Source organism: Singulisphaera chitinilytica (assembly GCF_049331405.1).
Lineage (GTDB): Bacteria > Planctomycetota > Planctomycetia > Isosphaerales > Isosphaeraceae > PoT.
The window spans coordinates 8,080,660-8,104,949 of record NZ_CP186274.1 but is presented as its reverse complement, the minus strand read 5'-3'; the positions used below and the strand labels follow the sequence as shown (position 1 = coordinate 8,104,949).

Here is a 24,290-nt window from a genome sequence, read left to right as displayed (position 1 = left end):
AGTCAGTTATTTCCTCGACCCGAAGGGAGAGGATCGAGACGCCATCTTCGGATGGTGAATCGGACCAATTTTGAAGGGTTTGATCCTGGCTCAGAATGAACGTTGGCGGCGTGGATTAGGCATGCAAGTCGTACGGGCCGCAAGGCCAGTGGCGCAAGGGTGAGTAAGGCGACGGTAACCAACCCCGGAAATGGGTATAGCCGCGGGAAACTGCGGGTAATCCCCAGCGACGCGAGGACTCGGCATCGAGGCCTCGCCAAAGCCCCGGCGTTCCGGGACGGGCCGTCGTGGTATTAGGTAGTTGGCGGGGTAACGGCCCACCAAGCCTGCGATGCCTACCGGGCGTGCGAGCGTGGCCCGGCACACTGGGACTGAGACACTGCCCAGACTCCTACGGGAGGCTGCAGTCGAGAATCTTCGGCAATGGGCGCAAGCCTGACCGAGCGACGCCGCGTGGAGGACGAAGGCCTTCGGGTTGTAAACTCCTGTCGAGGGGGAAGAAGCCGCGAGGTTGACTGAACCCTGGAGGAAGCACGGGCTAAGTTCGTGCCAGCAGCCGCGGTAAGACGAACCGTGCGAACGTTATTCGGAATCACTGGGCTTAAAGCGCGTGTAGGCGGGAGGGCACGTCCGTCGCTGAAATCCCACGGCTCAACCGTGGAACGGGCGCGGATACGACTCTTCTGGAGGAACGTAGGGGGACCTGGAACTTCCGGTGGAGCGGTGAAATGCGTTGAGATCGGAAGGAACGCCCGTGGCGAAAGCGAGGTCCTGGACGTTTACTGACGCTGAGACGCGAAAGCCAGGGGAGCGAACGGGATTAGATACCCCGGTAGTCCTGGCCGTAAACGATGGGCACTGGGTAGGGGGCTCGCCGATGGGCTCCCTGCCGTAGGGAAACCGTGAAGTGCCCCGCCTGGGGAGTATGGTCGCAAGGCTGAAACTCAAAGGAATTGACGGGGGCTCACACAAGCGGTGGAGTATGTGGCTTAATTCGAGGCTACGCGCAAAACCTTATCCCAGGCTTGACATGCACGGATTAGCCGGCGGAAACGCCGGTAAGGCCGCAAGGTACAACGTGCACAGGTGCTGCATGGCTGTCGTCAGCTCGTGCCGTGAGGTGTTGGGTTAAGTCCCCTAACGAGCGAAACCCCTGTGTCTAGTTGCCAGCGCGTCATGGCGGGAACTCTAGACAGACCGCCGGCGTTAAGCCGGAGGAAGGCGGGGATGACGTCAAGTCCTCATGGCCCTTATGCTTGGGGCTGCACACGTACTACAATGGGGCGGACAGAGCGTCGCAAGTTCGCAAGGACAAGCTAATCGCAAAAACCGCCCCTCAGTTCGGATTGCGGGCTGCAACCCGCCCGCATGAAGCTGGAATCGCTAGTAATCGCGGATCAGCATGCCGCGGTGAATGTGTTCCTGAGCCTTGTACACACCGCCCGTCAAGCCACCAAAGCGGGGGGCATCCGAAGTCGCCGGAGCCGCAAGGCGAGCGCCGAAGATGAAACCCGTGATGGGGACTAAGTCGTAACAAGGTAACCGTAGGGGAACCTGCGGTTGGATCACCTCCTTTCTAAGGATTTCCTTGGAAAATCTCGGCCCGAGACCGGGCCAAAGCGGTGCGAGCTCTCTCGCGTCGTCCGGTCGGAAAGGCCGCATCGGCACCGTCCCTAGTTCTCGACGCTTGACGCCGGCTTCCCACGCGGGTCCGATAACGAAGACACCACGACCGATCGACTGTCTCAGATGAAAATCTGATGGGGTGACGGTGGGATGAGCGATCATCCCACCTCTACTCTATCTCGATGTTTGATGCTCCGCTGGGTGTGGGGCGGTGCTGTCATCCGACAGCTTCGCCCCTGGCCAGCGGCCAGGTAGGCCCCGGGTTGCCGGGCGCCGATCGCTCCTTGACAATTCGGTGATTTGGTCACGCAAGAATACCGTAGCAATGGTAGTGGCATACCAAGTATCTCCACAACAGTGGAACCCTTACGGATCGCGGGCCTGAGACGCCGAGAGGCGGACAGGGCCCGCAAGTATCGTTACACGGTGGTGAAGCCGCGTCGCGAGACGCCGACTCACCAAGCGGGAACGTGACCCATGCCGGATCGACTGTCGCACCCGTGCGGCGGCCGGATCGGCGTGGTCAAGCTCCTAAGGGCACGGGGGGGATGCCTAGGCGTCATCAGAGATTCGGGCGTGGAAGGCTGCGAAATGTCCGGGGAGCTGCCGAACGAGCGTCGATCCCGGAATGCCCGAGAATACCCGGGGAACTGAAACATCTCAGTACCCGGAGGAAAGGAAATCAACCGAGACTCCCTCAGTAGCGGCGAGCGAACGGGGACCAGCCTAAACCGGGTGGGACACCACCCGGGGTCGTGGGGCCGGAGTCGTGGGATGAATGAGCGTCAGCCGAAGTTCCTTGGAACTGGACACCGTAGCGGGTGAGAGTCCCGTAGGCGACGATGCGAGTTCCCCTATCCGGTACCCGAGTAGGGTCGGGCACGTGAAACCCGGCCTGAATCGGCGGGGACCATCCCGCAAGGCTAAGCACTCGATGACGACCGATAGCGAACCCAGTAGGGCGACCGAACGGTGGGAAGAACCCCGATGAGGGGAGGAGACTGAACCTGAAACCCCGTGCCTACGAGCGGTGGGAGGGCATTGGCTTAGGCCAGCCTGACCGCGTGCCTTTTGCATAATGATCCGGCGAGTTACTGTATTCGGCCCCAGGTTAATCCCTTCAGGGGAGGAGCCGCAGCGAAAGCGAGTCTTCATCGGGCGCCATAGTCGAGTGCAGTAGACGCGAAACCAGGTGAACTACCCATGGGCAGGTTGAAGCGGCCCTAACCGGCCGTGGAGGACCGAACCCACCAGTGTTGAAAAACTGGGGGAGGACCCGTGGGGAGGAGTCAAAGTCTTATCAAACCTGGAGATAGCTCGTTCTCTCCGAAATGGCTTTAGGGCCAGCCTCGGGACATACCCTGCGGGGGTAGAGCGACGGAATTCGGTCGGGGGGCTTCCCGCCTACCCGCCGAAACCCAACTCCGAATACCGCAGGGCGGACCCCGGGAGTCAGAACGTGGGGGATAAGCTTCACGTTCGAGAGGGAAACAACCCAGACCGCCGACCAAGGCCCCCAAGTCGACGCTCAGTGGCAAAGGAAGTGGGATCGCGGTGACAGCCGGGATGTTGGCTTAGAAGCAGCCACCATTTCAAAAGTGCGTAACAGCTTACCGGTCGAGCCATCCCGCGCCGAAAATGACGGGGACTAAGCGTCGCGCCGCAGTCGCGGATCGGAAACGATGGTAGGAGAGCGTTGCCCGCCGCCGCGAAGCCGGATGGAAACGACCGGTGGAGCGCGGGCAAGTGCGAATGCCGGAACGAGTAACGATAAGATGGGTGGGAAGCCCATCCGCCGAAAGCACAAGGTTTCCTGGGGAAGGTCAATCCGCCCAGGGTCAGTCGGGACCTAAGGCGAGGCCCAAGGGCGTAGCCGATGGACAGGCGGTTAATATTCCGCCACCCGCCGTGAAGGTTGAGCCGCGGAGGACGCCGGGACGAGACAGGTCGGGGCGCTAGATACCCCCGTGCCGCAAGGCCGACAGCATTCGATCTGGAAGCCTGTTGATATCCCGGCCGCGAAAAGCCCCGCGGGGACGACACGGCCGGCCCGTACCGCAATCCGACACAGGTGTGCTAGGCGAGCATCCGAAGGCGTTCGGGAGAACCCTCGTGAAGGAACTCGGCAAAATGACCCCGTACCTTCGGTATAAGGGGTGCTCACCGCAAGGTGAGCCGCAGAGAATCGGCTCTAGCGACTGTTTATCAAAAACACAGGACTCTGCCAACTCGCAAGAGGACGTATAGAGTCTGACGCCTGCTCGGTGTCGGTAGGTTGAGGAAGGCGGTCAGCGCGAGCGAAGCTGCCGACCGAAGCCCCGATAAACGGCGGCCGTAACTATGACGGTCCTAAGGTAGCGAAGTTCCTTGTCGGGTAAGTTCCGACCTGCATGAATGGCGTAACGACTGGAGCACTGTCTCCACGAGGGACCCGGTGAAACTGTAGCCGTGGTGAAGATGCCACGTACCCGCGGTCAGACGGAAAGACCCCGTGAACCTTTACTGCAGGTTGGCATTGGGTCAGTGTCCTTTCTGTGTAGCATAGGTGGGAGGCTGCGACACGGCGGCGCCAGCCGTCGGTGAGCCATCGGTGAAATACCACCCTGAAATGACCCTGATCCTCACCGGTCCGTAGCCCGGGCCGGGACCATGCTCATCGGGCAGTTTGACTGGGGCGGTCTCCTCCCAAAGAGTAACGGAGGAGTGCAATGGTACCCTCGGCCCGGTCGGCAATCGGGCAACGCGAGCGCAAACGTAGAAGGGTGCCTGACTGCGAGACCCATCAGTCGAGCAGGGACGAAAGTCGGCGTTAGTGATCCGGCGGTGCTGGATGGAAAGGCCGTCGCTCAACAGATAAAAGGTACTCCGGGGATAACAGGCTGATCTCCCCCGAGCGTCCCTAGCGGCGGGGAGGTTTGGCACCTCGATGTCGGCTCATCGCATCCTGGGGCTGGAGAAGGTCCCAAGGGTTTGGCTGTTCGCCAATGAAAGCGGTACGCGAGCTGGGTTCAGACCGTCGTGAGACAGGTCGGTCCCTATCTGCCGTGGGCGTAGGAAACTTGCGGAGCGTCTCCCCTAGTACGAGAGGATTGGGGAGGACCGACCTCTGGTGTGCCGGCTGTCCCGCTCGGGGCATCGCCGGGTAGCCAGGTCGGGACCGGATAAGCGCTGAAGGCATCTAAGCGCGAAGCCCCCTCCAAGACGAGGTTTCCGGCACGAAAGTGCGAAGGCTCCTGGAAGACGACCAGGTCGATAGGCCGGGAGTGCACGGCGAGCGATCGCCGCAGCCGACCGGTCCTAACAGCCGACCGCTTGACCACCCCGATCCGTCCGCCTCCCCCGGCATGGTAACATGCCGCGGCGAAGGATGAGATCCGAGGTGTGGTTCACACATCACCCGGGCCATGTGACGATCCGATCCCACGGGATCCGCCGTCGTCGAGGTCCTCGGGTGTGCCCGCCAGCCGCGGTCCATTCGACGCGTGACCCGATCCACCGAAGTCGCGTCCGCCGGGCCTCAACGCCCGGCGGACGAATTTCCGGCGACCATACTGACGGGGTCCCACCCGTTCCCATCCCGAACACGGCCGTTAAGCCCGTCAGGCCCATGATAGTGCCCTTGGCGCGAAAGTCGGTCATCGCCGGAATCCCACAAGCCGCCCCGGTCACCCCAAAGGTGACCCGGGGCGGCTTTTTTTGTTTCGAAGCCATCTTGTATGTATTGATGCAAGTGTATTGCTGGTCTGTGGCTTGGTGACCTGCTCCCCGAAAACTGGACCATCGCATGTGAGACTTCGTATACGATGAGGCTCTTATCAAAGGGAGCCTTGAGAGATGAAGAAATCGAAGTTCACGACCGAGCAGATCGTCTTCGCCCTGAAGCAGGCCGAGGCCGGCCTGGGCGTCGACGAGACCTGTCGCAAGCTCGGCATCAGCCAGGCGACCTTCTTCCGCTGGAAGGCCAAGTACGGCGAGTTGGGCACTCCCGAGGTCCGGCGGCTACGCCAGCTCGAGGAGGAGAACCAGAAGCTCAAGCAACTGGTCGCCGACCTCAGCCTCGACAAGAAGATGCTCCAGGACGTCCTGGCAAAAAAGGCCTGACCCCGCCGCAGCGCCGGGCGATCGTAGCGGACCTGACGGTCCGCTACGGCGTCGGCGTGCGGCGGGCCTGCGAGGCGACCGGATTCGCGCGGTCGACCCACCACTACCGCCCCCGGCGCGAATCGCAGGAGCCGCTTCGCATGCGGCTCCGCGAGTTGGCGACCAGTCGGGTCCGATACGGCTACCGCCGGCTCCATGTCCTGCTCCGCCGCGAAGGCTGGGCGATCAACCTGAAACGAGTCTATCGCCTCTATAGCTTGGAGCGACTGACCTTGCGGCGGAAGAATCCCCGGAGGCGGGTGAGCTCTCGCCATCGCGACGACCGCCCCTGTGTCGAGGCCGCCGACCAGGCCTGGGCGATGGACTTCATGAGCGATGCACTCGCAGACGGGCGCAAGCTCCGCGTCCTGACCTTGATCGATCTATTCACCCGCGAGAGCCTGGCGATCCGCGTAGGTATCCGGTTCACCTCGGGACAGGTCGCCGAAGTCCTGGCCGAGGTCGCCCTCGGCCGCGGCGCACCGCGGGAGCTGAGGGTAGACAACGGCCCGGAGTTCACCGGGCGGATGCTCGACCTGTGGGCTCACCTCAACGGGGTGACGCTGGATTTCAGCCGCCCGGGCAAGCCCATCGACAACGGCTTCATCGAGTCGTTCAACGGCAGGGTACGGGATGAGTGCCTCAACCAGAGCTACTTTCTTAGCCTGGAGGACGCGCGGGAGAAGCTAGAATCATGGCGGGTCGAGTACAATGAGCATCGCCCGCACAGCGCCTTGGGCTACCTGGCCCCCAAGGAGTTCGCGTCATCCCCGGCCGGGAAGCAGAGGGCCTCGTCCGACCGAAAGACTCGCATTTAGCCGGTCCAAGTTCGGGGAGCGGCTCGGGGCGAGAATGACTCTCATACCACATGGACCAATCCACGGGGAGCGGGTCATGGCCGTGTTAAGCGTGGATTGATAACCTGCCGGATATATTAGTGAGCTTTTACGTGTTTTGCTCGGGATCTCAAATCAACCGAGAATCTTACAGTTCAAGCGTCATGTGACAGGAGCTTTTGGATCAATTCTTCAACTCCGGTACCATGATTGTGCAACATCACTACATCGCATTGTTCTTTGACCGGGGGCAGGGCATTCGCCACAGCGGCGGAGTAGCCGCAAACTTGGAGAAAATCGAGATCATTCTCGGCATCGCCGATGCCAGCGACTTCTCCGGCCTTGAGTTCCAAACGAACCAAACCTGCATTCAACCCGCTGGCCTTATTGATACCATGCGGCAGGATCATCACAGCTCGCTTATTCAAAATCACGCAGAGGTCGAGGCCAAGGTCTGCGATGATCTGAGCCACCACTGAATCGTATGGGCGCCAGGTCGCTACGATGACACGGCCCGGCGAAAGCGACTGGACCCCGGCGGCTCTGAGTCGATCGAGCAAGACTTGGGGAGGGGCTTCTCCGAGGAGTTGAATGTCTTTAGTCCTGGGATCGTAGAGCAGGGCACCATTCTCTGCGACGACCAGATCGAAAATGGCGATCGAAGGGAAAACCTTCAGGAGTTCATCCAGTTCTCGACCAGTGATGAGGATGAGTTTACGGCCCGATTTCTGGAAGAGACTAAGTGCCGATAGCGTGGCCTCTGAAACGGCTCCTCTTTCGGCCAGGGTTCCATCGTAGTCTGTAGCAAGGGCCTTGTACTTCATCGGGATCGGCTCAACTCGGGTCGTGAGGATCGTACCTTGCCAGACTACTCAGACCTGTCGACTCGCTATGGGCACTTGTCAAAAGATCGAAAATCAGGGTCTGGCGAGTTCCGCCTGGCTGCCGTCGATGCGATCGAGGACGTAACGGGCCAGGTCCGTTGTCGCGGATCGGGAATTTCGCTGATCGCGGACCCACCGAAGGTTGGCGATGGCTGTCGAGGCGTCGCCGGCTACAAGGCGGTCGAGGGCGAAGAAGGTGCGGGCTTCCGTCTTCTTGGGGAGATCATACGCCGAGTCGAAGAGAATCTGCGAGGTGGAATCTCGGCGAAGATAGCGCAGTAAGGGAGTCGGCCAGTCGTACTGATCCACGCTCTTTAAGCCTTCATCAAGAAACGCGATCGCATCGGACTCGCGACCTTCCTTGCGAGCAGCGAGAGCCCCAAGCATTGACATGTAGGCGATCGATGGGTCTGGCCCTTTTCGGAGCACGAGATAATTTCGTGCGTCGATCTCCGCGCCCGGCAAGTCGGCGGCAAGCCGTGACCAGCCTCGATTGACGTAGGCTTCTTCGTGTCGCGGGTTCAACTCGAGGGCCTTCGAATAGTCATCGACCGCACCCGCGTTATCTCCTCGCGCTCGCTTGAGGTTGCCCCGCTCGAAGTAGGCTGAGGTATCCTTGGGATTGATGCGTAAGGCCATGTCGTAGTGCTGGATGGCCTGATCGTGATGACCCTGTGCAACGTGGATCTTCCCGAGGCCCACGTGAGCGAGGGCAGCCTGAGGATCGAGGCGGATCGCCGTGTCATAGTCCTCGGCCGCGCGATCGTTCAGGCCGAGGCGGGCGTAAACGCCGGCTCGATTCATGATGACGAGGACGTTCTTGGGATCGAGCCGGATGGCCTCGCTCATATTCGCGAGCGAGCGTTCGTACTTCCCGATCATGAATAGGGCCAGTCCGGCGTTGGTGTACCCGCCGGGGTGGCGAGGGGCGAGCTTCACGGCCTCCTCGAAATCCTGGAGGGCGCGTTCGTACTGGCCGAGCGAGTTGAATGCGGCTCCGCGGTTCAGGTAGGCCGTGGCCCGGCCAGGATCGAGGCGAATGGCCTCGTCGAGATCCTTGATCGCCTCCCGGTACTTGCCGAGCCTGACGAGAATCCCGCCGCGATCCTTGAACGCGGCGGCACGCATCGGGTCGAGCCGGATGACCGCGTCGAAATCCCCGAGCGCGTGGATATTGTCTCCGCGCTTCGCCAGGAGCGAGCCGCGCAGGCTGTGGGCTCGCTCATCATCGGGATCGAGGTGGAGCGCCGCGTTGAAGTCGACAAGGGCTTCGTCGTCGCGACCGAGCTGGCTCAGGACGTCGCCTCGGAGCGAATAGGCACGCGATAAGTTCGGGGCGATGCGGATTGCTGCGGAGTAGTCGACGAGGGCTTGGTCGAGCTGGCCGAGCGTCGTGAAGACCTCGGCTCGCCCGAAGTGGCCGGACGGATCCTGGGGATTAAGCTTGATCGCCTGGTTATATTCCTTGAACGCGTCTTCGTCCTGGCCAATTCGATGCATCACCTGGCCGAGCCCGCAATGGGCCGACGCGGCACATGCAGCGTTCCGATTGAGCGGGAGGGATAGAAGTCTCAGTGCTCGCTGGAAGTCATCCTGCGCCTTCTCGTACTGACCCAGCATCACACGGGCGATTCCGCGGTCAACGAAAAGGCTCGGTGACCATGGGGCCTGGCGGAGCGCCGTGTCAAAGTCGGCGAGCGCTTGGTCGGGGTGATTCAGCCGGAGATGGAGATTGCCTCGACGGATCCGAGACTGCGAATCTCGCGGCCTTCGCTCCAGTATTTCGTCGAGGGACGCCATGGCTTCGAGGGAAGAGCTGGCATTCGTCGCCTGAATTGGTTGATTATTGCCAGGTGACGCGTAGGCCTGCCGCGACGCGGGTGAGACCATGATCCAGGGGATCGTAAGACAGAGAAGCTTCTTCGCATACGACATGGCTCGATCCTTCGCGCCGAGGGGCAATCCGCAGTCTCTTCTTCGACTGAGTTGAGACCCGCGAATCGTCCGTTCGGACGACGATGGATGGACCGATTTCAGGTTCTACGAGCCTTGCCGTGTACGCTGGCTCCGCGCAGGTGGATCGTGCTCAAGTCACCCAGGATTAGCGGAGTGGCAACTGCGAGGGTTCTTCTGGTCAAGCCGGTTGAGGCGGAGGACAACCTCGTCGAACTCATGGAACGGGATTCGTGCATGGAATCGGCACAACCCGACCAACGATCCGTCAAACTCGCCCTGGCTGGTGCGAGTCTTGAATGGGAAACAGGTAGCAAAAAGGTTGAGGCCATGACCTCGACCACAGTTTCAGGATTCGGTTTCGTGTTGATGAGCCCGAGAGTCGGCCTTGGAAGTCTTCGGAGGGAGCATACAGACGGCCGCCTCGAAGAACTCATGGGGACACGGCTCGAGGAACTCGAGCCTTACCATGAACTCTCCCGGCCGAACCGATCGGACTTCGAGGATGTTGGCCTCGATGCAGTCCTTGGGCTCGGGTTCGCCGAGGCAGACCCAGGCCATCTTCCCGAGCACGGGGGCGTCCGGGACGTTGACGAGCGCCCCTCCCCGGCTGACGTTGACCAGGCGGGCGAGGCTTGCGAAGAAGCTCTGCTCATCCCGGCACCACCCAATCCAGATCTGCATCTCATACGTTGGATGCCGGGGCATGACTCGTCGGTCTTCGGGTGACCGTCGGAGCCAGGCTCGGAAGAGATCGAGCAGACCCACCTTGGTGGTCGGATCGGCCACTTCGGTCGCGGTGGCGACGGAGTCGAGGCGGACGGTCTTGTCACGGTTGGACATGAATTTGGGGCGGGAGCTATCGTCGCTCATTGTTGTTCCTTCGATCTACGGCGATCCGACAAGGTGGCGACGGTCGACGGCGGACGCGATCGAGGTCGCAGGCCGACGGACCTTAGGGCGAATGGAACGCCATTCCAAATCCGGCCATCAATGGGCCCTGAACGTCGACAGCCCTGGCCCGGTGAGGGCTTGAAGTGCCGCTCCCACACCACTGAATGGACATTTCGGCGTAATTATAATTAGAAACGCCAAATCAGGAAAAATCAGATCATCCTCACAATAATTCTACACCAAAAATCGAGCAAGTTGTGTCGAAAATGGTGGAAAAACGAGCTATCGGAACAGTGGTGATTCTCCAGGACACGCGGATTTTCTTCTTGCGTTAGTAAGGGATGGTAAACTATCGTATTCTAATGACCCCATGCGACAAGGGCATCGGCCGCCGCGTGCATTTGCTGGCCGCATTTAGACTTAGAGAATTAGAAGTCGATCGCGACAACTTGACTTCCGAGATTTCCGAACATCACGATGAAGCGATGATTCGGGTAACCCCCATGAAGGAGGAATAAGGTGGAACTGTCCCCGGATTCCGTGCCGGTGGTAGAGGACATGCCCCTGACCGATGTCCTGGACCTCACCGATCGAAAGACCAAGGATCGCGCGGCTCGGGCTTCCAAGGCGCGCAAGACCAGCAATCGACGCCACCTCGTCGACCCCGCCACCTGCGATCGCGAATACAGCCCCGCTGAAATGGAATTCATGCAGGCCATCCAGGCCTATAAGCAAGCAAGCGGTCGAATGTTCCCCACCTGGAGCGAAGTCCTCGAAGTCCTCAAGGGGCTCGGCTACCAGAAAGAATCCTGATCCCACTCAGCACGTCTTTGAACTCATTGACAATCTTACGCTCACTTACTTCTTCCGTCCCCATTCATCCCATTAGACGGAAGAATCTCCCGACTGCATTTTGACTCATCGATCGCGTACCCTCACCGCGATATTTTCAGATCCTTGCATCATAATGGCGCGACGGATACTTCCCGGGGACAAGCTCGGTTCCGGTTTCATAAGTCGCGACCTCCTCCCCTATCTCGATCCAATTCCATCCAGCTGATGCCCCCGTCCCAGCAATACGAACTCATCCAACATCGATCTCGACGACGAATCGAACGCCCAGGGAAGGGCGTACGTTCTTCAGTATGTCGTGTCGTGCGGATCTTGTTAGCAATGCGCAACAATCTCGAGGATATGAGATATCGATGCGCGTACTAACGCCGCTGGGCGGGCATGGCCGGGCTATAATGCCCGGCGCAATGACCCACGATGGCTTGTCCCCAGGATAAGCCGATCTGACGGAATCAAGGCCCAGACGGACCTCTGTGAAATCCCCGTACGGAGGGGTATCAGCAATCTTCGCTGTCGCGGCTGAGCGCGATTTCGAGAAATCCGGTGGCCGGGGTGTCAACGAACGTCAGGCGAACCTGAAAGGGACCGAAGCGGGTGCGGACGGCCTCGATGAGTTGGGCTTCAACCCAGACGGAGCTGACGGGTTGGAGGAGCCTCACAAGGACCGAATTGTCACCCTGGGGAGCATCATCAGCGAGAACCAGGAGCCCACTCTGACTGACATCCATGAGTTGGGCAGCGGTCGTGCACAGTTCTCCGTTCGAATACCACCCCAGCTCCGCCGTGTTATCCACGGCCGGATACCGCGGCGCGCCTCGCCGCTCCCTTGAGGTGAGGTGGTCGAGATCTCGTCGAAGATTTTGCATGAGCGTTATGGGGTTATTCGCTATCGCGGGGTTCGAAACCTGAGGTGGAAGCCCTTGGTCCGTGAGCCGCAAGGGGCGGAGACGAAGGCTCGCCGGGCTTGAGGGATGTGGCGCCGCCTTCGGGGTGCCTCTTGTCCAACCTCTAATCGATTATAGGTCAACTTTTTCGATTTGAGGCGGTAAGTTTCAGATTTTCTGCAATATCGGACCACGCCTCCTCCCGGGGTCGTCGGAGCGGGGGACGCGGGGTTATTCGGATTTGCAAATTGATTGTCTGTAAATATGAAGTTTCGTTTGATCGGTGGGTCTTGAGAGTGCATGGCATCGGCGTTTGCGACTCATTGGATGTGGTTATTTAGGGGAGATGAGTCGACTATTTTAATGCCGTTTTCTAGGTCGAAAGTTGCCTAAAGTCATCACGTTCGGTTTTTTCCCGAACCGAGATGTCAACCGAAAAAAGTGGCCTAGGGTTCCTTAGATCCACGTCGGAGGTGGGTTGCCGTCGCAGCCGACGAACTCGGGTTTTTCATCAGGGACCGCAATCGTGTTATCGACATCCATTCGCAAAGTACGAACGACTTCGAGACGGATCTGTCGTCTTGTGCCTTCGCTAGACGTTGTCGAGCCGCGACTGGTCCTCAGCACCGTCGTGGTGGCGCCGACCGTCACCAACATGTCAGTTGCTGGTGGTGATACCTCCTCTGATGTTGTTGGCCCGAAAGCGGTGACTGACTCCTTGACCACAGCGATAACCAACGCCTCGGCACTCGCCGCCGGCCCGGTCGCTTCGGTCGCGAGCACGCTCTCCTCGACGGCCTCCGCCGCCACTGGCGACTTCGCCTCGCTCAACTCGAACACCGGCATCATCAACTTCACCTTGGCGGATCAGGCCACGACCACGGTCGGGATATTCAACGACCAAGGACAGCTCGTCCGCACTATCCTCAGCATGTCGCCCCTCTCCTCCGGGGCCCACAGCGTGATGTGGGACGGCAAGGATGACTCAGGCGTCGCGGTGGCCCCCGGCAACTACAAGGTTGAGATCGCCCTCAATCGAAACACATATGAGAACGTTGGTGCAATTGGCCAGAGCGTGAGCGACCCCAGCTTCGCCAGCCACATGCCGAGCTACCTCGAGTCGGTCGCCGTCGACTCCTCGGGGGGCATCTACACCGCGAACGGCTGGGATGAGCCCGGTGCCGACTTCAAGAAGTGGGACGCGGCCGGCAACTCGATCTATGACGCGAACTACGCCATCCGCAATGGAACTCCGAACGGAGCTCCCTACCGGATAACTCTCGACGACACGTATATGTATTTCTCAGTAGGTGCCTGGGGCGGGCAGCAGCAGATCTGGCGGTTCAATATTTCCGACGGCTCGGCCGCTCCGTTCACGGGTGCCAACGCGATCGATGGCCACATCCAGGTCTACGCCACGACCGATGGACTGACCCCCGCGAACGCCTCGACGGCCGACGCATCGATCTACAAGGCTCCTCTCCAGTCGCTCGCCGTCTCGGGCAACACGCTTTACGTGGCGGACGCGGCAGGCAACAGGGTCCTTCAGTACAACAAGACGACCGGCGAGTTGATCGGTCAGTTCTCGGTCTCGTTCCCGCAGGCGATGGGCATTGACTCCAAGGGCAACCTGTGGATCGCCCACGACCATGGCACCTTGAGCGTCTTCAGCACGAACGGAACTCCGCTCGGCGACTCGATGAAGGGCATCGGTGACATTGCCTCGATCGCCTTCGGCCCGAACGGTAACCTCTACCTGGCGAACTCGACCGCGGGGCAGGTCCAGATCTACTCACTCAACGGGATCAACACCAAGCTCGTTCAGACCCTGGGCCAGCCGGCACAGCCGGGCGACTCGGACCCTTCGCACTTCTTTGACCTTCAGGGAGCCGCCGTCGACTCGCAAGGCAACATCGTCACGATTCAGAATCATCCGGTCGGTGGCGCGGAGATGGCGAGGTTTGCCCCCGACGGTACCGTCCTCTGGCGGCAGTTCAGCAACGAGTTCGTGTCGCTCGGCAATTACGGCCAGGACAATCCGGACCAGTTCTACTCGATGACATTCCATCATTACGAGTTGAACGACCCGAATTCGGGCACGTGGTCGTATGAAGGGAACACTGCCCCGAGCGGCACTCTCTACTCGTCGAATCCGCACGGCGTGCCCCGCGTCCTGAGCTTCGGCGGGCACGACTTCTACTTCATGCCCACGGGCGACGGAGTTGAGATCTATCGGATCGACGGCGACGCGTTCCACCTCGCCTCGATCGTCGGCGGCCGCGACCCGGCGCCCGACGCCAGCATCCGGAACCTGCCCCAGCAGCAGTGGACCTGGAGCGACGCGGATGGCACGGGCGTCCCCAAGACGTCCGAGATCAACTGGTCGACCTCCAGCGCCGGGACATACAGCACCCTCGGCATGAACGTCGATGGCCAGGGGAACATCTGGTACGCCGACAACTCGACACGAACCGTCTGGGAGATCCCCGTCGGCCCGCTCGACGCTAACGGCAACCCCACCTATAGCTGGGCCGACGCGAGGCAGGTCATCAGCAAGGACACGACTCGAGGCTTCCTGCCGCAGACGGTGCAGAAGGCCGATGACGGCTCGATTTACGTGATCGGATGGAGCAGTCAATCGCCCGAGACCGCCTCCTCGTTCTGGATGGGCGGCTCGACCCTGGCCCGTTACGACGCGAACGGGAACATGCTATGGTCGGTGATCCTCCCCGAGGACTGCACCGGCATCGACGTGATCCCGGGCGGCGGCGGGGTCATCCTTGGCGGAGGCGTGTCCGCCTTCCTTTATCAATATACGGATGAAGGCCTGCTCATCGGCCTCACCAAGCCGGGCGCGGCCCTCAACTACACCAATAGCTGGTACGACAACCAGGCTTCGGTGGCCGTGAACCGGAACCCGAATGACGGGATGCTCGACGTCTTCACCGAGGATGACCTCGGTTTGCACATCGGCTGGTACCGGATCAACGACCACCTCGCCACGGCCCTGTCACTGGCGATGACCCCTCCCTTTTCGGCCCCGACGTCGCCGACCGACCTCGCCGCGACGCCCCAGGGGCCGGGCCAGGTCACGCTCTCATGGACCCCGATTCTCGGGGCGACTTACTACAACGTCGAGCGGAGCACCGACGGGACGAACTGGACGCAGGTCACGACGGCCACGGCGCCGCCGCAGGGGGCCGTCGCGGCGATCAGCCTGACGGATGTTGGCCTCTCGTCCGGGACGACCTATTACTACCGGGTGCAGGGGGCCAACAGCACCTCGGCCCTCCCTTATAGCGCGGTGGTCGACGCGACCACCCAGAGCACCGCGGTCAAGCAGGCCCTGGCGAACTACAACTTCACCGCGAATTCGGCCAATACGACCCCGAACTACAGTTTCATGTCGGGATCGTGGACGACGGCGAATGGGATCCTCTCCCAGACGGCGACGACCACCGCCGACCCGACGAAGGCCCTGCTGAGCGTCCCGAACGCCACTGACAACCTCATGGTCACGGCCAGGGTCCGCGTGGATAGTTGGCCGGCCAACTCGGCCGACCCCGCCCGCGCAGGCGTGGGGCTTCAGACTGATCCGAACACCGGCTACGGCTATAACCTCCTCTTTCACGGGCCGAACACGGTCGCCTTCCTCGACGACCAGGTCGCCTGGGGCAACTCGTATACGTTCAACTGGACCGTGGGGCAGTGGTACTGGTTCCAGATGATGCAATACGAGGGCACCATCTACGCCAAGGTCTGGCAGGATGGAACCGCCGAGCCGACCCAGTGGATGTACATCCAGGAAGGCTGGAATGACCGCACCGGTGGGCTGCCTTCGCTGAACGGCGGCTCGGGCATGTCGACCGACTCCTTCACTAACGTCCGCGTCGACGCCTCGAGCCTCGGGACGACCACCGACCCGGGAACCACCGTCGGCACCGGCGATCCGACGACCACCCCGGTCGACACGAGCAACCCCACGACCACCCCGGTCGACACCGGCGTCCCGACGAATCCGACCTCGGGCACGACCGGAAGCTCGAATCCGCCGGCCCAGACGGTCGACACGCCTGTGACGAACCCGACCCCCGTCGATCCGACCGGCCCGACGACGGTCGTCCTCGCCGGCGGCCCGACGGGTTCCGACTCCACGACGACCGACTCCTCGCAGACCACCGACTCGACCGGGACCGGCACCCAGACCGATACGGTCGTGACCGACCCCAACCCGCCGGCCTCGAATCCCTACGGTTCCGACCTGCCGACGCCGGTCGCGACCGCGAGCTTCAGCGGCAGCACGGTCAATCCGAACTGGACTTTGCTCTCCGGTGCCTGGACACAGTCGGGAGGGGTCCTCTCCCAGACCGCCGTCTCGACGGCCGACCCCACGAAGGCCGTCTTGTCCGTCCCGACCTCCTCGCAGAACCTGATCATCACGGCCCAGGTTCGCGTGGATAGCTGGCCGGCCAACTCGGCCGACCCCGCCCGCGCCGGCGTTGGTTTGTCTACGGACGTGAACGGTCTCGGTTACAACCTCCTCTTCCACGGCCCGAACACGGTCCAGTTTCTGGACGACCAAGTCGCCTGGGGCAACTCGTACAGCTTCAACTGGACCGTGGGGCAGTGGTACTGGTTCCAGTTGATGCAGTACAACGGCACACTCTACGGCAAGATCTGGGCGGACGGCACCTCCGAGCCGACTCAATGGATGTTCGTCCAGGAGGGTTGGGGGGAACGGAACAGCGGACTGCCCTCGCTGAATGGCGGCTCCGGTCAGTCAACCGACTCCTTCGCCAACGTGCGGGTGGATTACGCCGACAGCTCGAGCGTCAGCGGCAACCCGATCCAGTTCGACACGACCCACGCGGCGGCCGACGCGACCAACGACGCTACAGCCACTGCCTTCTCGGTCGAGTCGCTGGCCACGATCAACTCCCAGACCGATAACAGCACGGATACCGTCGCCGACCCGGTCCCTGCCGTCACCGCGGCCAATGTTGTGACGCCCGCCGGCGGCCCCACCAAGCTAGTCGCCCAATCGACCGAAGTGACTGCGGCGGCCACGCCGGTCACGGCCACCGTCTCGGTCTCTACGCCCAAGCCTCCGGATGTGCTCATCAAAGCGATGACCAGCAAGGTCAATAACTCGAATACCACGACGGCAACCAGCTCCGCCAGCTCCAAAACCACGGCCGCGAAGTCGACACAGCCGACGATCACGGTCATCACGCCGAGCACGACGGCCGACAGCGGCGAGATCTCGACGGCCAGCGACAAGACGACTTCGACCAAGGGCGGGTCGGTCATCAGTGGTCTGCTCTCGAAGATCCAGACTTCCTCGAAGACCATCGCGGATGTCGCGGCGAGCCTTCTGTCCTCGCAGCCGACCATCACCCCGGCGTCTTCGGCCACCCAGATCTCTACGCCCCACCTGACGACGACCTCGAGCCAGTCCTCGAGCAAGCTCAAGGTGGTCATCAACCTCAAGAAGTGATCCCGGGTCGATCCGAGGAACACCCGCTCATCCCTAAGTCAACGCGGTCGGCCGGGCCCCACAGGATTGAGGCCCGGCCGACCGTTTCGCATTTCCTGGGCAAGCTTGTTCAGACGACTGAGCCGTTCGCGTTGTCCGACTGGCTGAGGACCTGCTGTCGGAGGGCCGCCGTGCCGAGCATGCCCCCCAGGCCCATTGACTCGACGGCCGTGCTCGGGACCAACATCAAGGCACCTTTCTCCTTCAATCCCTCGTAAAGGATGTTCATTGCACGGAGGTGCATGGCCGTTGGGTTGTGCTCGTACGACTCGGCCGCCTTGGCGAAGAGGTGGGCGATCTCGACCTCGGCCTGGCCCAGGATGATCCGGGCCTCCTTCTCTCGCGCGGCCTGGGCCTCGCGCGACATGGCGTCCTGGAGCGACTCTGGGATGACGACGTCGCGCATCTCGACCGACTGGACGGTCACGCCCCAGGGAGTCGAGCGTTCGTCGATCAGCTTCTGTAGTTCGGCCTCGATCTGCTCGCGGCCGCGGAGCAGGACCGTGAGGGGCGTGCGGCCGATGATGTCGCGGAGCGCCGTCTGCGCGGCCCAGCTCACGGCGAGGCGATAGTCCTGGACCTCGAGGGCGGCCTTCTCGGGATCGTAGACCATCCAGAAAAGGACGGCGTCGACGTTCACCGGCACGGTGTCGGAGGTCAGGGTCTCCTCGGCGGCGAAGCTGGTCGTGATCGTGCGCTGATCGATCCAGGACGAGACCTGGTCAATTCCCGGGATGACCCAGAAGAGGCCAGGGCCTTTCATCCCGGCATAACGCCCTAACCGAAGGATTACGGCCCTTTCCCATTGCTTGGCCACCTTCGGCGAGAACGCGGCAATGAGCCCGACGATCGTCCCGACGATTATGCCCCAGGGCGACTCGTAATAGATCGTCTCGGCCAGTCCCAGGGCGATACCCGTGGTGGCAAAGAATAAGGAGATGATGTTGACATGGGGCGGCTCCAAGGTGGTCTGCCCCACCTTGCCACCCGTTGCACGCGCGAGGTTAGCCATCGGAAGAGCCCCCTTGTTCCTGACGAGCCTGCAAGTAAGCAATCGCTTGGTCGAGCGAGACGCCCAACGTGGCCGTCTCCATCACGAATTTGTCCGCCAGATCGGCGAGCCTGCGCTCGCGATCGGGATCCGGCTCCTGACGGGTCGCGACCTCTCGCACGAAGGTGCCGACTCCTCGACGAGTCTCCACCACGCCGGCACGTTCCAGTTCGCCATACACCTTGGCTACCGTATTCGCGTTGATACGCAGGTCGACCGCGAGTTGACGTACCGTCGGCAACTTATCCCAGCCCTTCAGCCGTCCCGTTGCGATCGCGACTCGGATCGCACGCTCGAGTTGAGCGTAAAGCGGCGTCGGATCCTTCGGGTCGAGCTCGAACATAATGATCCCTGTGCTGTTGTTCTAGATGAATAGTACAACTGATGCGACAAGTACGTCAAGGGGTAGGCCCATTGCAATGCCTTTGATTTGAAAGGACCGAGAAGACTGGGAATGGCGAAGGGAAGGGATCAGAGGCTGGGGTTGGAGAACTCTCGAAGGGGAAGGGTGACGGGTTGCTGGTGGCGGGAAGAACGGGCGACGGCCTCGGTGAATTGCATATATTTTACGCCGGTGGCGAAGTCGGTCCGGGTGACTTCGCGCTCGCCTCGGATGGCGGCGATGAAGTCCTCTTCGACCTGCCAGCCGCCGCGGAGATCTCGCGGGATCTCCAGGAGTGCGAGGGAAGCTTCGCTTGCCCTGGCGCCGAAGATTTCATCGCGGGTGAGGTCGTAGCGGATCGCCCCTTCGCTGCCATGGAGTGTTATGGACATGCCCGTGCGATGCCAGAGGACCCCGCTCAGACGATAGACTCCGCAAGAGCCGTCCTCCTGGGTCGTCAACACCTGGACGCTGTCAGGGGTCCCGACCTTCGCCAGGGCACCCGACTCGGGATCGATGCGCTTCGGGATCGCCTTCGACGCATAAGCCATCACGCGATTGACGGGAGAGACCCAGCGAAGCGCCGTTTCGTACAGAATTCCGAGCGTCAGCATGTTGAAGCCGGAATACTTCGTCATCTGCCGCCAACCGAGGGGGACAGAGGAGTCGGCGAGGTCGTTGGAGAAACCATCGACGTGGATCTCCCTGAGATTCCCGAGGTAATCGGACCGGATGAGGGACTGGATGAACGCATCCCCGGTGAGGCCGAAGGGGCTCGGCACGACCATCGTCGTGAGGTTGGGGAACTCCTTTGCATGGTCGAACATCCGCTGGGCCTCGCGGGCGTTCATCGCCATGCGTGCTTGCGTCAGGACGTGCTTACCTGCGTCGAGCGCGGCGAGCGTCACGGGGCAGTGGAGATAGGGCCAGGCGGCGATCACCACCGCATCGATGGATTCATCTTCGATGAGGTTTTCCCAGGTGCCGTGGACCTTCGGGATATTGAATTCCCGCGCCACCCTTGCCGAGGACTCGCGATGCTGGTTGCAAACGGCGACGACCTTCACCCCCGGCAGGCTCATGAAGCGCGGGAGGTGCCGGGCTCGAGCGATCTGACCGGCACCGATGATCCCGACTCGAATCATGCCCGCACTCATCGCAACGACTGTCCTTTCGATGGCTCGGAGGCGGCCGGCGGGACGAACGAACCTTCGATCCCCCGGCTCGACTCACGAGCATCGCTTACCGCCGTGCGAATTGTAGTCCTGTACCAAAGTAAACGTCCAAGAGGCCATCGTTTTTTTCGAATCCGCGGCCAAGGCTCCGCGTTATCGAGATCCTCGGAACCAGCCGAAGAACGACCGATTGGGACGGACGTAGTTCGTCTGCTCACTCGCGGGGGCAACGGTCTCGGGACGAAGTGCCGACGGGTAGCTCGCTCCCGCGTAGCCGTTCAGGTAGAACGACTTGGAACCCGCGCCATTGAATGCGGGCCGATATGCGAAACGCCTCTGGGTGGGAACGACCGACTGGTACGACGGCTCGGCGTCATGATGGCCGGCCTGGGCGGTCGGCGTGCTCCCGAGTTGGGCCGCCCCGAGCAACAAAGAGAAGGTGAAAAGACGTCCCTTGCGGCTGAATGAGCGCGTCACGCGAAGGCCCTCACGAAAAGAGAGAGGGAGAGATGCCCCGAATCCGCGGGCGCATCCCGACCGGCGTTGGGAACGATTCCCGGTCGAAACCTAGCACACTCCGAGGACCGCGACGTCGATTCCGAACTCCTGACATGCAGGGTTGTACTTGCCGTTTGGGTTGGCGAAAGTTGCCTACCATCGAGCCTTGCAACCAAACCTGTAACCCACCCCATTGAAGCTGAGTCCGCCGCTTCCCCTGAAAAGAGAGGTCATCCCGATGAGGTTCATTCCATCGATCATCCTGATCGCGTACATCACCTGTTCGGCCGCTCGCGCCGAGCATGCCAAGATCAACCTCGAGGTGAAGACGCCTCGGGATCAGAAGACGGCCTACATGGATCAAACCCCGCCGGCACACGGCAAGAACCCAAGGCCCGTAATCAAGGCACGAGCCAACGAGACGATCAACATTCAATGGATGCTGACTAACATCTATCCGCACAAGACGCTGGAAAACGTGGTCGTCCACTTCTTCATCGCCAAGCAGGAGAAGTTGGGACAGAAGGACCTGCCCGACCTCAGTGGCGATGTGGAGCTCGAATCGGCGTTCGACATGGACTTCAAGCCGGGGAGCAAGGCCGGTCAGAGACTGAAGACGAAGATTGCCACCCCGGGCATCTACCTGATCCGTCTCGAGACGAGCCAGACCCAGAGCGACCACGAGCACTTCGCCGCCATCGACCTCGTCGTCGAGTGATGCATCGCGTTCCACGAAGCCTAGGAAATGAAGAAGGCCGCGTCGTTGGGGTGACGCGGCCTTCGTGCTTTGATCAAATGGGGAAGGTCATTCCCCGGATCACTTCTTGCCCTTCTCGTCCTTCCCGGCATCCTGTCGGTAGACGAGGATCCGGTCATGGACGATGAGGACGAGGTCGGCGAGTTGGTCGCCGTCGACGTCACCGATGCCGAGGTCTCGAGGCTCGATCATGTCCCGACCTTCGCGGAAGGACTTCCGTTCGAAGACCTTGAATGCGAGGGATCGCTCGAGCGTCGTCGCCGACGTGGCGGTGACGATCTCGACGAAATGCTCGGCGGTGTCGGTGATGGCGATGTCGATCTTTCCGTCGTTGTTCAGGTCCCCGGCCATGAGGTCACTGAGCCTGGCGTCCGATCGATTCGACTCGTAGCTCGCGATCGGCTTCAACCGCTGGCCGGTCCGGCCAGTGAGCACGACGCCGAAGCGGTCGGTTCCCGCCAGGAGCAAATCCTCGCGGCCGTCACCGTCGAGGTCGGCCACGTGCATCCCCTGGAAGTCGATCGGCCCGACGGTGAGACTCCCGCCCGGACGATATACGCCCTCCTTCAGATCGAGGAAGAGGAGGGACTTGGAGACTTTATCGAGCAGGGCGATCTCCTTCTTGCCGTCGCCGTCCGTGTCGAGGGCCGCCGCACCGAGGACGCTTGCGGTGGCGCGTCCTGCGTTGTACTGATCTTTGACCTCCCATCGGCCTTCCTTGTCGAGCAGGATGTTCCTGGCGAAGGAGTTCTGGGCCACGAGCAAAGCTGGCCCGTTGAGGTCGGCGAGCGTCAGCCCCGCGGGGGTCACTCCCGCGAGCGGTCCCAGGCTCCCGCCAGAAGGAGCGGGAGGTTCGCCAGGCCGGCCGAGCAAAAGCTGCGGCGTTTCGAAGGCATTGAAGATGAGCACATCGGCTTGGCTGTCGCGGTTCACGTCAAGGATCTGTATGGCAGGGGGGACGCTCGAGATCCCCTTCAAGGCGACCTCATCCTGCTGACCCCAGCGGAACGGAAGGAAGGCCCCGGACTTGTCGCGCTTGAGGCCTCGGAGAGCGAAGCCGTCGGTGTTGTTCGTCTTGCTTCGGGTGACGTAGAGGATCTCGGGCTGCTTGTCTCCGTCGAGGTCGCCGACATCCATGGCGACGGGTTCCCCGCTGATCGGCAAGGGCGTCGGGAAGCTCAGCCGGCCATCGGCATAGACGCTGCGGCCGATCTGCTTTTCCTGCTCTGAGAGCACGATCACCTCGGCCTTGCCGTCGCCATCCAGGTCCGCGAGCCGCACGGTTCGACCGCCGACCAGCCCCGGGAAACTCTGGCTGGCTCCGAGGCCGAGACGCTCCGCCTGCTTGTAAACGAGGAACTGGGCGTGAGCCGGGTCGGTGACGACGACGTCAGTTTTCTTGTCGCCGTCGAGGTCGCCGAGGGCCAGGGTCCGACCTCGTTCGCTACCCGGGGGGAATGGGTAGAAGATCAGTCGGCCGCGTTTCCCCTGGTCATCATGCTCGCTCTCGTCCAGGGTCAACACCCTGGCACGTCCCGACTGGGACTCGATCGTCAGGACCTCGTTGCCCGGCTTGCCGTCGATCTGGGCGAAGGCGATGGCTTTAGGGGATTCGACGGAGAAGCTCTGTTCGGGGCCAAGGACTTTGCCAGCGGCCGAGAACCGAATCCTGAGCGGGTCGTCCTGTCCACCGTCGAGGATGACGAGGTCATCGCCACCATCGCCGTCGAGGTCGACCGCCTTGAGGATCCGAGGATTTCCTGCGGTATGGGGCAAGTGCTCGGGTTCGCCGAGTTTCCCGCCTTCTCCTTGAAGGATGATGGTGAGCTCATTCGAAGCGAGCAGGGCCAGGTCGTCGCGGCCGTCGCGGTTGAGGTCGCCGACGGTGAGCGAGCTCGGATTCTCGATGGCCTCGCCCACGTTAACCCGCTTGGCATTGCCGAACCGGCCCGAGCCTTCATTGAAGAGGATTACGAGCTCATCCGGTGTCCCGTAGAAGGCTAGGTCGGGCTTGTGATCGCCGTTGAAGTCGCCGATTTGGAGGCTCACAACCTCTTTATTGACGGGGACGTTCACCAGGCGCATCCGGCGATCGCCCGGGATCTGGTTGGTTTCCTGCGAAGGGGCAGGGGCTTCGACGGCGTCGCCAGGCTTCTTCCCGCTCAGGAGTAGGTCGAGCCGAGAGCGCCCGTTATTGACGACGATGATGTCGTCGATCCTATCGCCATCGAGGTCCTTCACGAGCAGGTTGGAGATCCGCTGGTCGAGCTTATAGACCTCGAGTGGGAGGAATCCGAAATAATCGGCGAGCTTGGCGTTATCGTCATCTGCTCTCGCAGGGGCAGGGGCGAGAAGGCTCATGCCCACCATCGCCGCGTAACCGACCGAGACAATTCGCCGCATTCTGTTTGCCCCCGAGATGCCAATCCGTGGACCGAACTTCCTAAAGACAAAACGTCTAAAGTAAAAGTTGAGCATCATCCAGGCAAGACAGCGGGGAGAATTGCAGTCCCTCCGATTGGCCGCCAACAGACACCATGTCTTCCACTCGGAGTCACTTTGGTTAACGAGTCTTTGCGATAATCCGGTGAACTTCCTTCGCAATCCCGTGTCATCTCCATCGACGATGGCATTGAGGATTGAAGGTAGTCCTCTGAGCCTTTGTCCATTCCACGACAACTTGAACGGAAAGTGAGACGTCGACGTCGGCCTCGACTTGACGACCGGACCTTCGGAATGGAAGATGGTCCAACTCAGCGGACGGGTCGTATCACCTCTGGGTGGTCAACTTCCCTTCAATCCGCACCCTCGCTCTTTCTATC

The 24,290-nt window shown here is 61.5% G+C and carries 12 protein-coding genes, 3 rRNA genes and 1 pseudogene; 7 read left to right on the top strand and 9 right to left on the bottom strand.

The features are described 5' to 3' along the window. Positions 1-67: 67 nt before the first annotated feature. The 4 genes from ACOYYX_RS31610 to ACOYYX_RS31595 all read left to right on the top strand — a co-directional run bounded on the left by ACOYYX_RS31610 (position 68) and on the right by ACOYYX_RS31595 (position 6,584). A 16S ribosomal RNA gene (locus tag ACOYYX_RS31610) occupies positions 68-1,576 on the top strand. A 571-nt stretch (positions 1,577-2,147) separates the two neighbouring features. Further along, a 23S ribosomal RNA gene (locus tag ACOYYX_RS31605) occupies positions 2,148-4,946 on the top strand. Positions 4,947-5,164: 218 nt separating this feature from the next. Continuing rightward, a 5S ribosomal RNA gene (rrf, locus tag ACOYYX_RS31600) occupies positions 5,165-5,273 on the top strand. Together the 16S, 23S and 5S rRNA genes form the textbook arrangement of a ribosomal RNA operon. Positions 5,274-5,460: 187 nt before the next feature. Then, positions 5,461-6,584 (top strand): IS3 family transposase gene (locus tag ACOYYX_RS31595; protein WP_422926649.1). Its coding sequence is split into 2 segments (ribosomal slippage): positions 5,461-5,716 and positions 5,716-6,584, totalling 1,125 coding nucleotides; the frame shifts between segments, so codons are not numbered across the junction. A 173-nt stretch (positions 6,585-6,757) separates the two neighbouring features. On the opposite strand, the gene ACOYYX_RS31590 is transcribed toward ACOYYX_RS31595, so the two are convergent. The 4 genes and pseudogenes from ACOYYX_RS31590 to ACOYYX_RS31575 all read right to left on the bottom strand — a co-directional run bounded on the left by ACOYYX_RS31590 (position 6,758) and on the right by ACOYYX_RS31575 (position 10,312). Beyond that, the gene (locus ACOYYX_RS31590) at positions 6,758-7,426 is read right to left on the bottom strand and encodes an HAD family hydrolase (RefSeq protein WP_422926648.1); all 669 of its coding nucleotides are present in this window, start codon (positions 7,424-7,426) and stop codon (positions 6,758-6,760) included. A gap of 93 nt (positions 7,427-7,519) precedes the next feature. After that, complete coding sequence (locus ACOYYX_RS31585) at positions 7,520-9,106, bottom strand: tetratricopeptide repeat protein (protein ID WP_422931689.1); 1,587 nt, start codon at positions 9,104-9,106, stop codon at positions 7,520-7,522. A 102-nt stretch (positions 9,107-9,208) separates the two neighbouring features. Further along, positions 9,209-9,286 (bottom strand): annotated as a pseudogene (locus tag ACOYYX_RS31580) (hypothetical protein); the annotation flags it as partial. 501 nt (positions 9,287-9,787) lie between these two features. After that, positions 9,788-10,312 carry a PilZ domain-containing protein gene (locus tag ACOYYX_RS31575; RefSeq protein WP_422926647.1) on the bottom strand — a complete coding sequence of 175 codons (525 nt, stop codon included), beginning with the start codon at positions 10,310-10,312 and terminating at the stop codon, positions 9,788-9,790. 540 nt (positions 10,313-10,852) lie between these two features. Between ACOYYX_RS31575 and ACOYYX_RS31570 the strand changes: the two genes are divergently transcribed. Both ACOYYX_RS31570 and ACOYYX_RS31565 read left to right on the top strand, forming a co-directional pair. Further along, positions 10,853-11,146 carry a hypothetical protein gene (locus ACOYYX_RS31570; RefSeq protein ID WP_422926646.1) on the top strand — a complete coding sequence of 98 codons (294 nt, stop codon included), beginning with the start codon at positions 10,853-10,855 and terminating at the stop codon, positions 11,144-11,146. A gap of 1,641 nt (positions 11,147-12,787) precedes the next feature. Then, positions 12,788-17,566, top strand: coding sequence for a FlgD immunoglobulin-like domain containing protein (locus tag ACOYYX_RS31565; protein WP_422926645.1), 4,779 nt, complete (start codon positions 12,788-12,790; stop codon positions 17,564-17,566). A gap of 109 nt (positions 17,567-17,675) precedes the next feature. Here the strand turns inward: ACOYYX_RS31565 and ACOYYX_RS31560 are convergent, their stop codons facing one another. From ACOYYX_RS31560 to ACOYYX_RS31545, 4 genes are all read right to left on the bottom strand, one after another. After that, positions 17,676-18,617 carry a slipin family protein gene (locus ACOYYX_RS31560; RefSeq protein WP_422926644.1) on the bottom strand — a complete coding sequence of 314 codons (942 nt, stop codon included), beginning with the start codon at positions 18,615-18,617 and terminating at the stop codon, positions 17,676-17,678. Then, positions 18,610-18,999 (bottom strand): GntR family transcriptional regulator, encoded by a 390-nt coding sequence (locus ACOYYX_RS31555; protein ID WP_422926643.1) that lies wholly within the window; start codon positions 18,997-18,999, stop codon positions 18,610-18,612. Before ACOYYX_RS31555 ends, ACOYYX_RS31560 begins: the two co-directional genes overlap by 8 nt. A 128-nt stretch (positions 19,000-19,127) precedes the next feature. Further along, a complete protein-coding gene (locus ACOYYX_RS31550) occupies positions 19,128-20,183 on the bottom strand; it encodes a Gfo/Idh/MocA family protein (protein ID WP_422926642.1) in 1,056 nt (351 codons plus the stop codon). 183 nt (positions 20,184-20,366) lie between these two features. Beyond that, positions 20,367-20,690: a hypothetical protein gene (locus tag ACOYYX_RS31545; RefSeq protein WP_422926641.1), complete on the bottom strand. Its 324-nt coding sequence runs from the start codon at positions 20,688-20,690 to the stop codon at positions 20,367-20,369. Between the two features lie 259 nt (positions 20,691-20,949). Between ACOYYX_RS31545 and ACOYYX_RS31540 the strand changes: the two genes are divergently transcribed. Next, entirely contained in the window at positions 20,950-21,429 is a 480-nt protein-coding gene (locus ACOYYX_RS31540; RefSeq protein WP_422926640.1) for a hypothetical protein, read from the top strand. A 99-nt stretch (positions 21,430-21,528) separates the two neighbouring features. Here ACOYYX_RS31540 and ACOYYX_RS31535 read toward each other — a convergent pair whose 3' ends face one another. Continuing rightward, a complete protein-coding gene (locus ACOYYX_RS31535; RefSeq protein WP_422926639.1) occupies positions 21,529-23,871 on the bottom strand; it encodes an FG-GAP repeat domain-containing protein in 2,343 nt (780 codons plus the stop codon). Positions 23,872-24,290 lie beyond the last annotated feature (419 nt).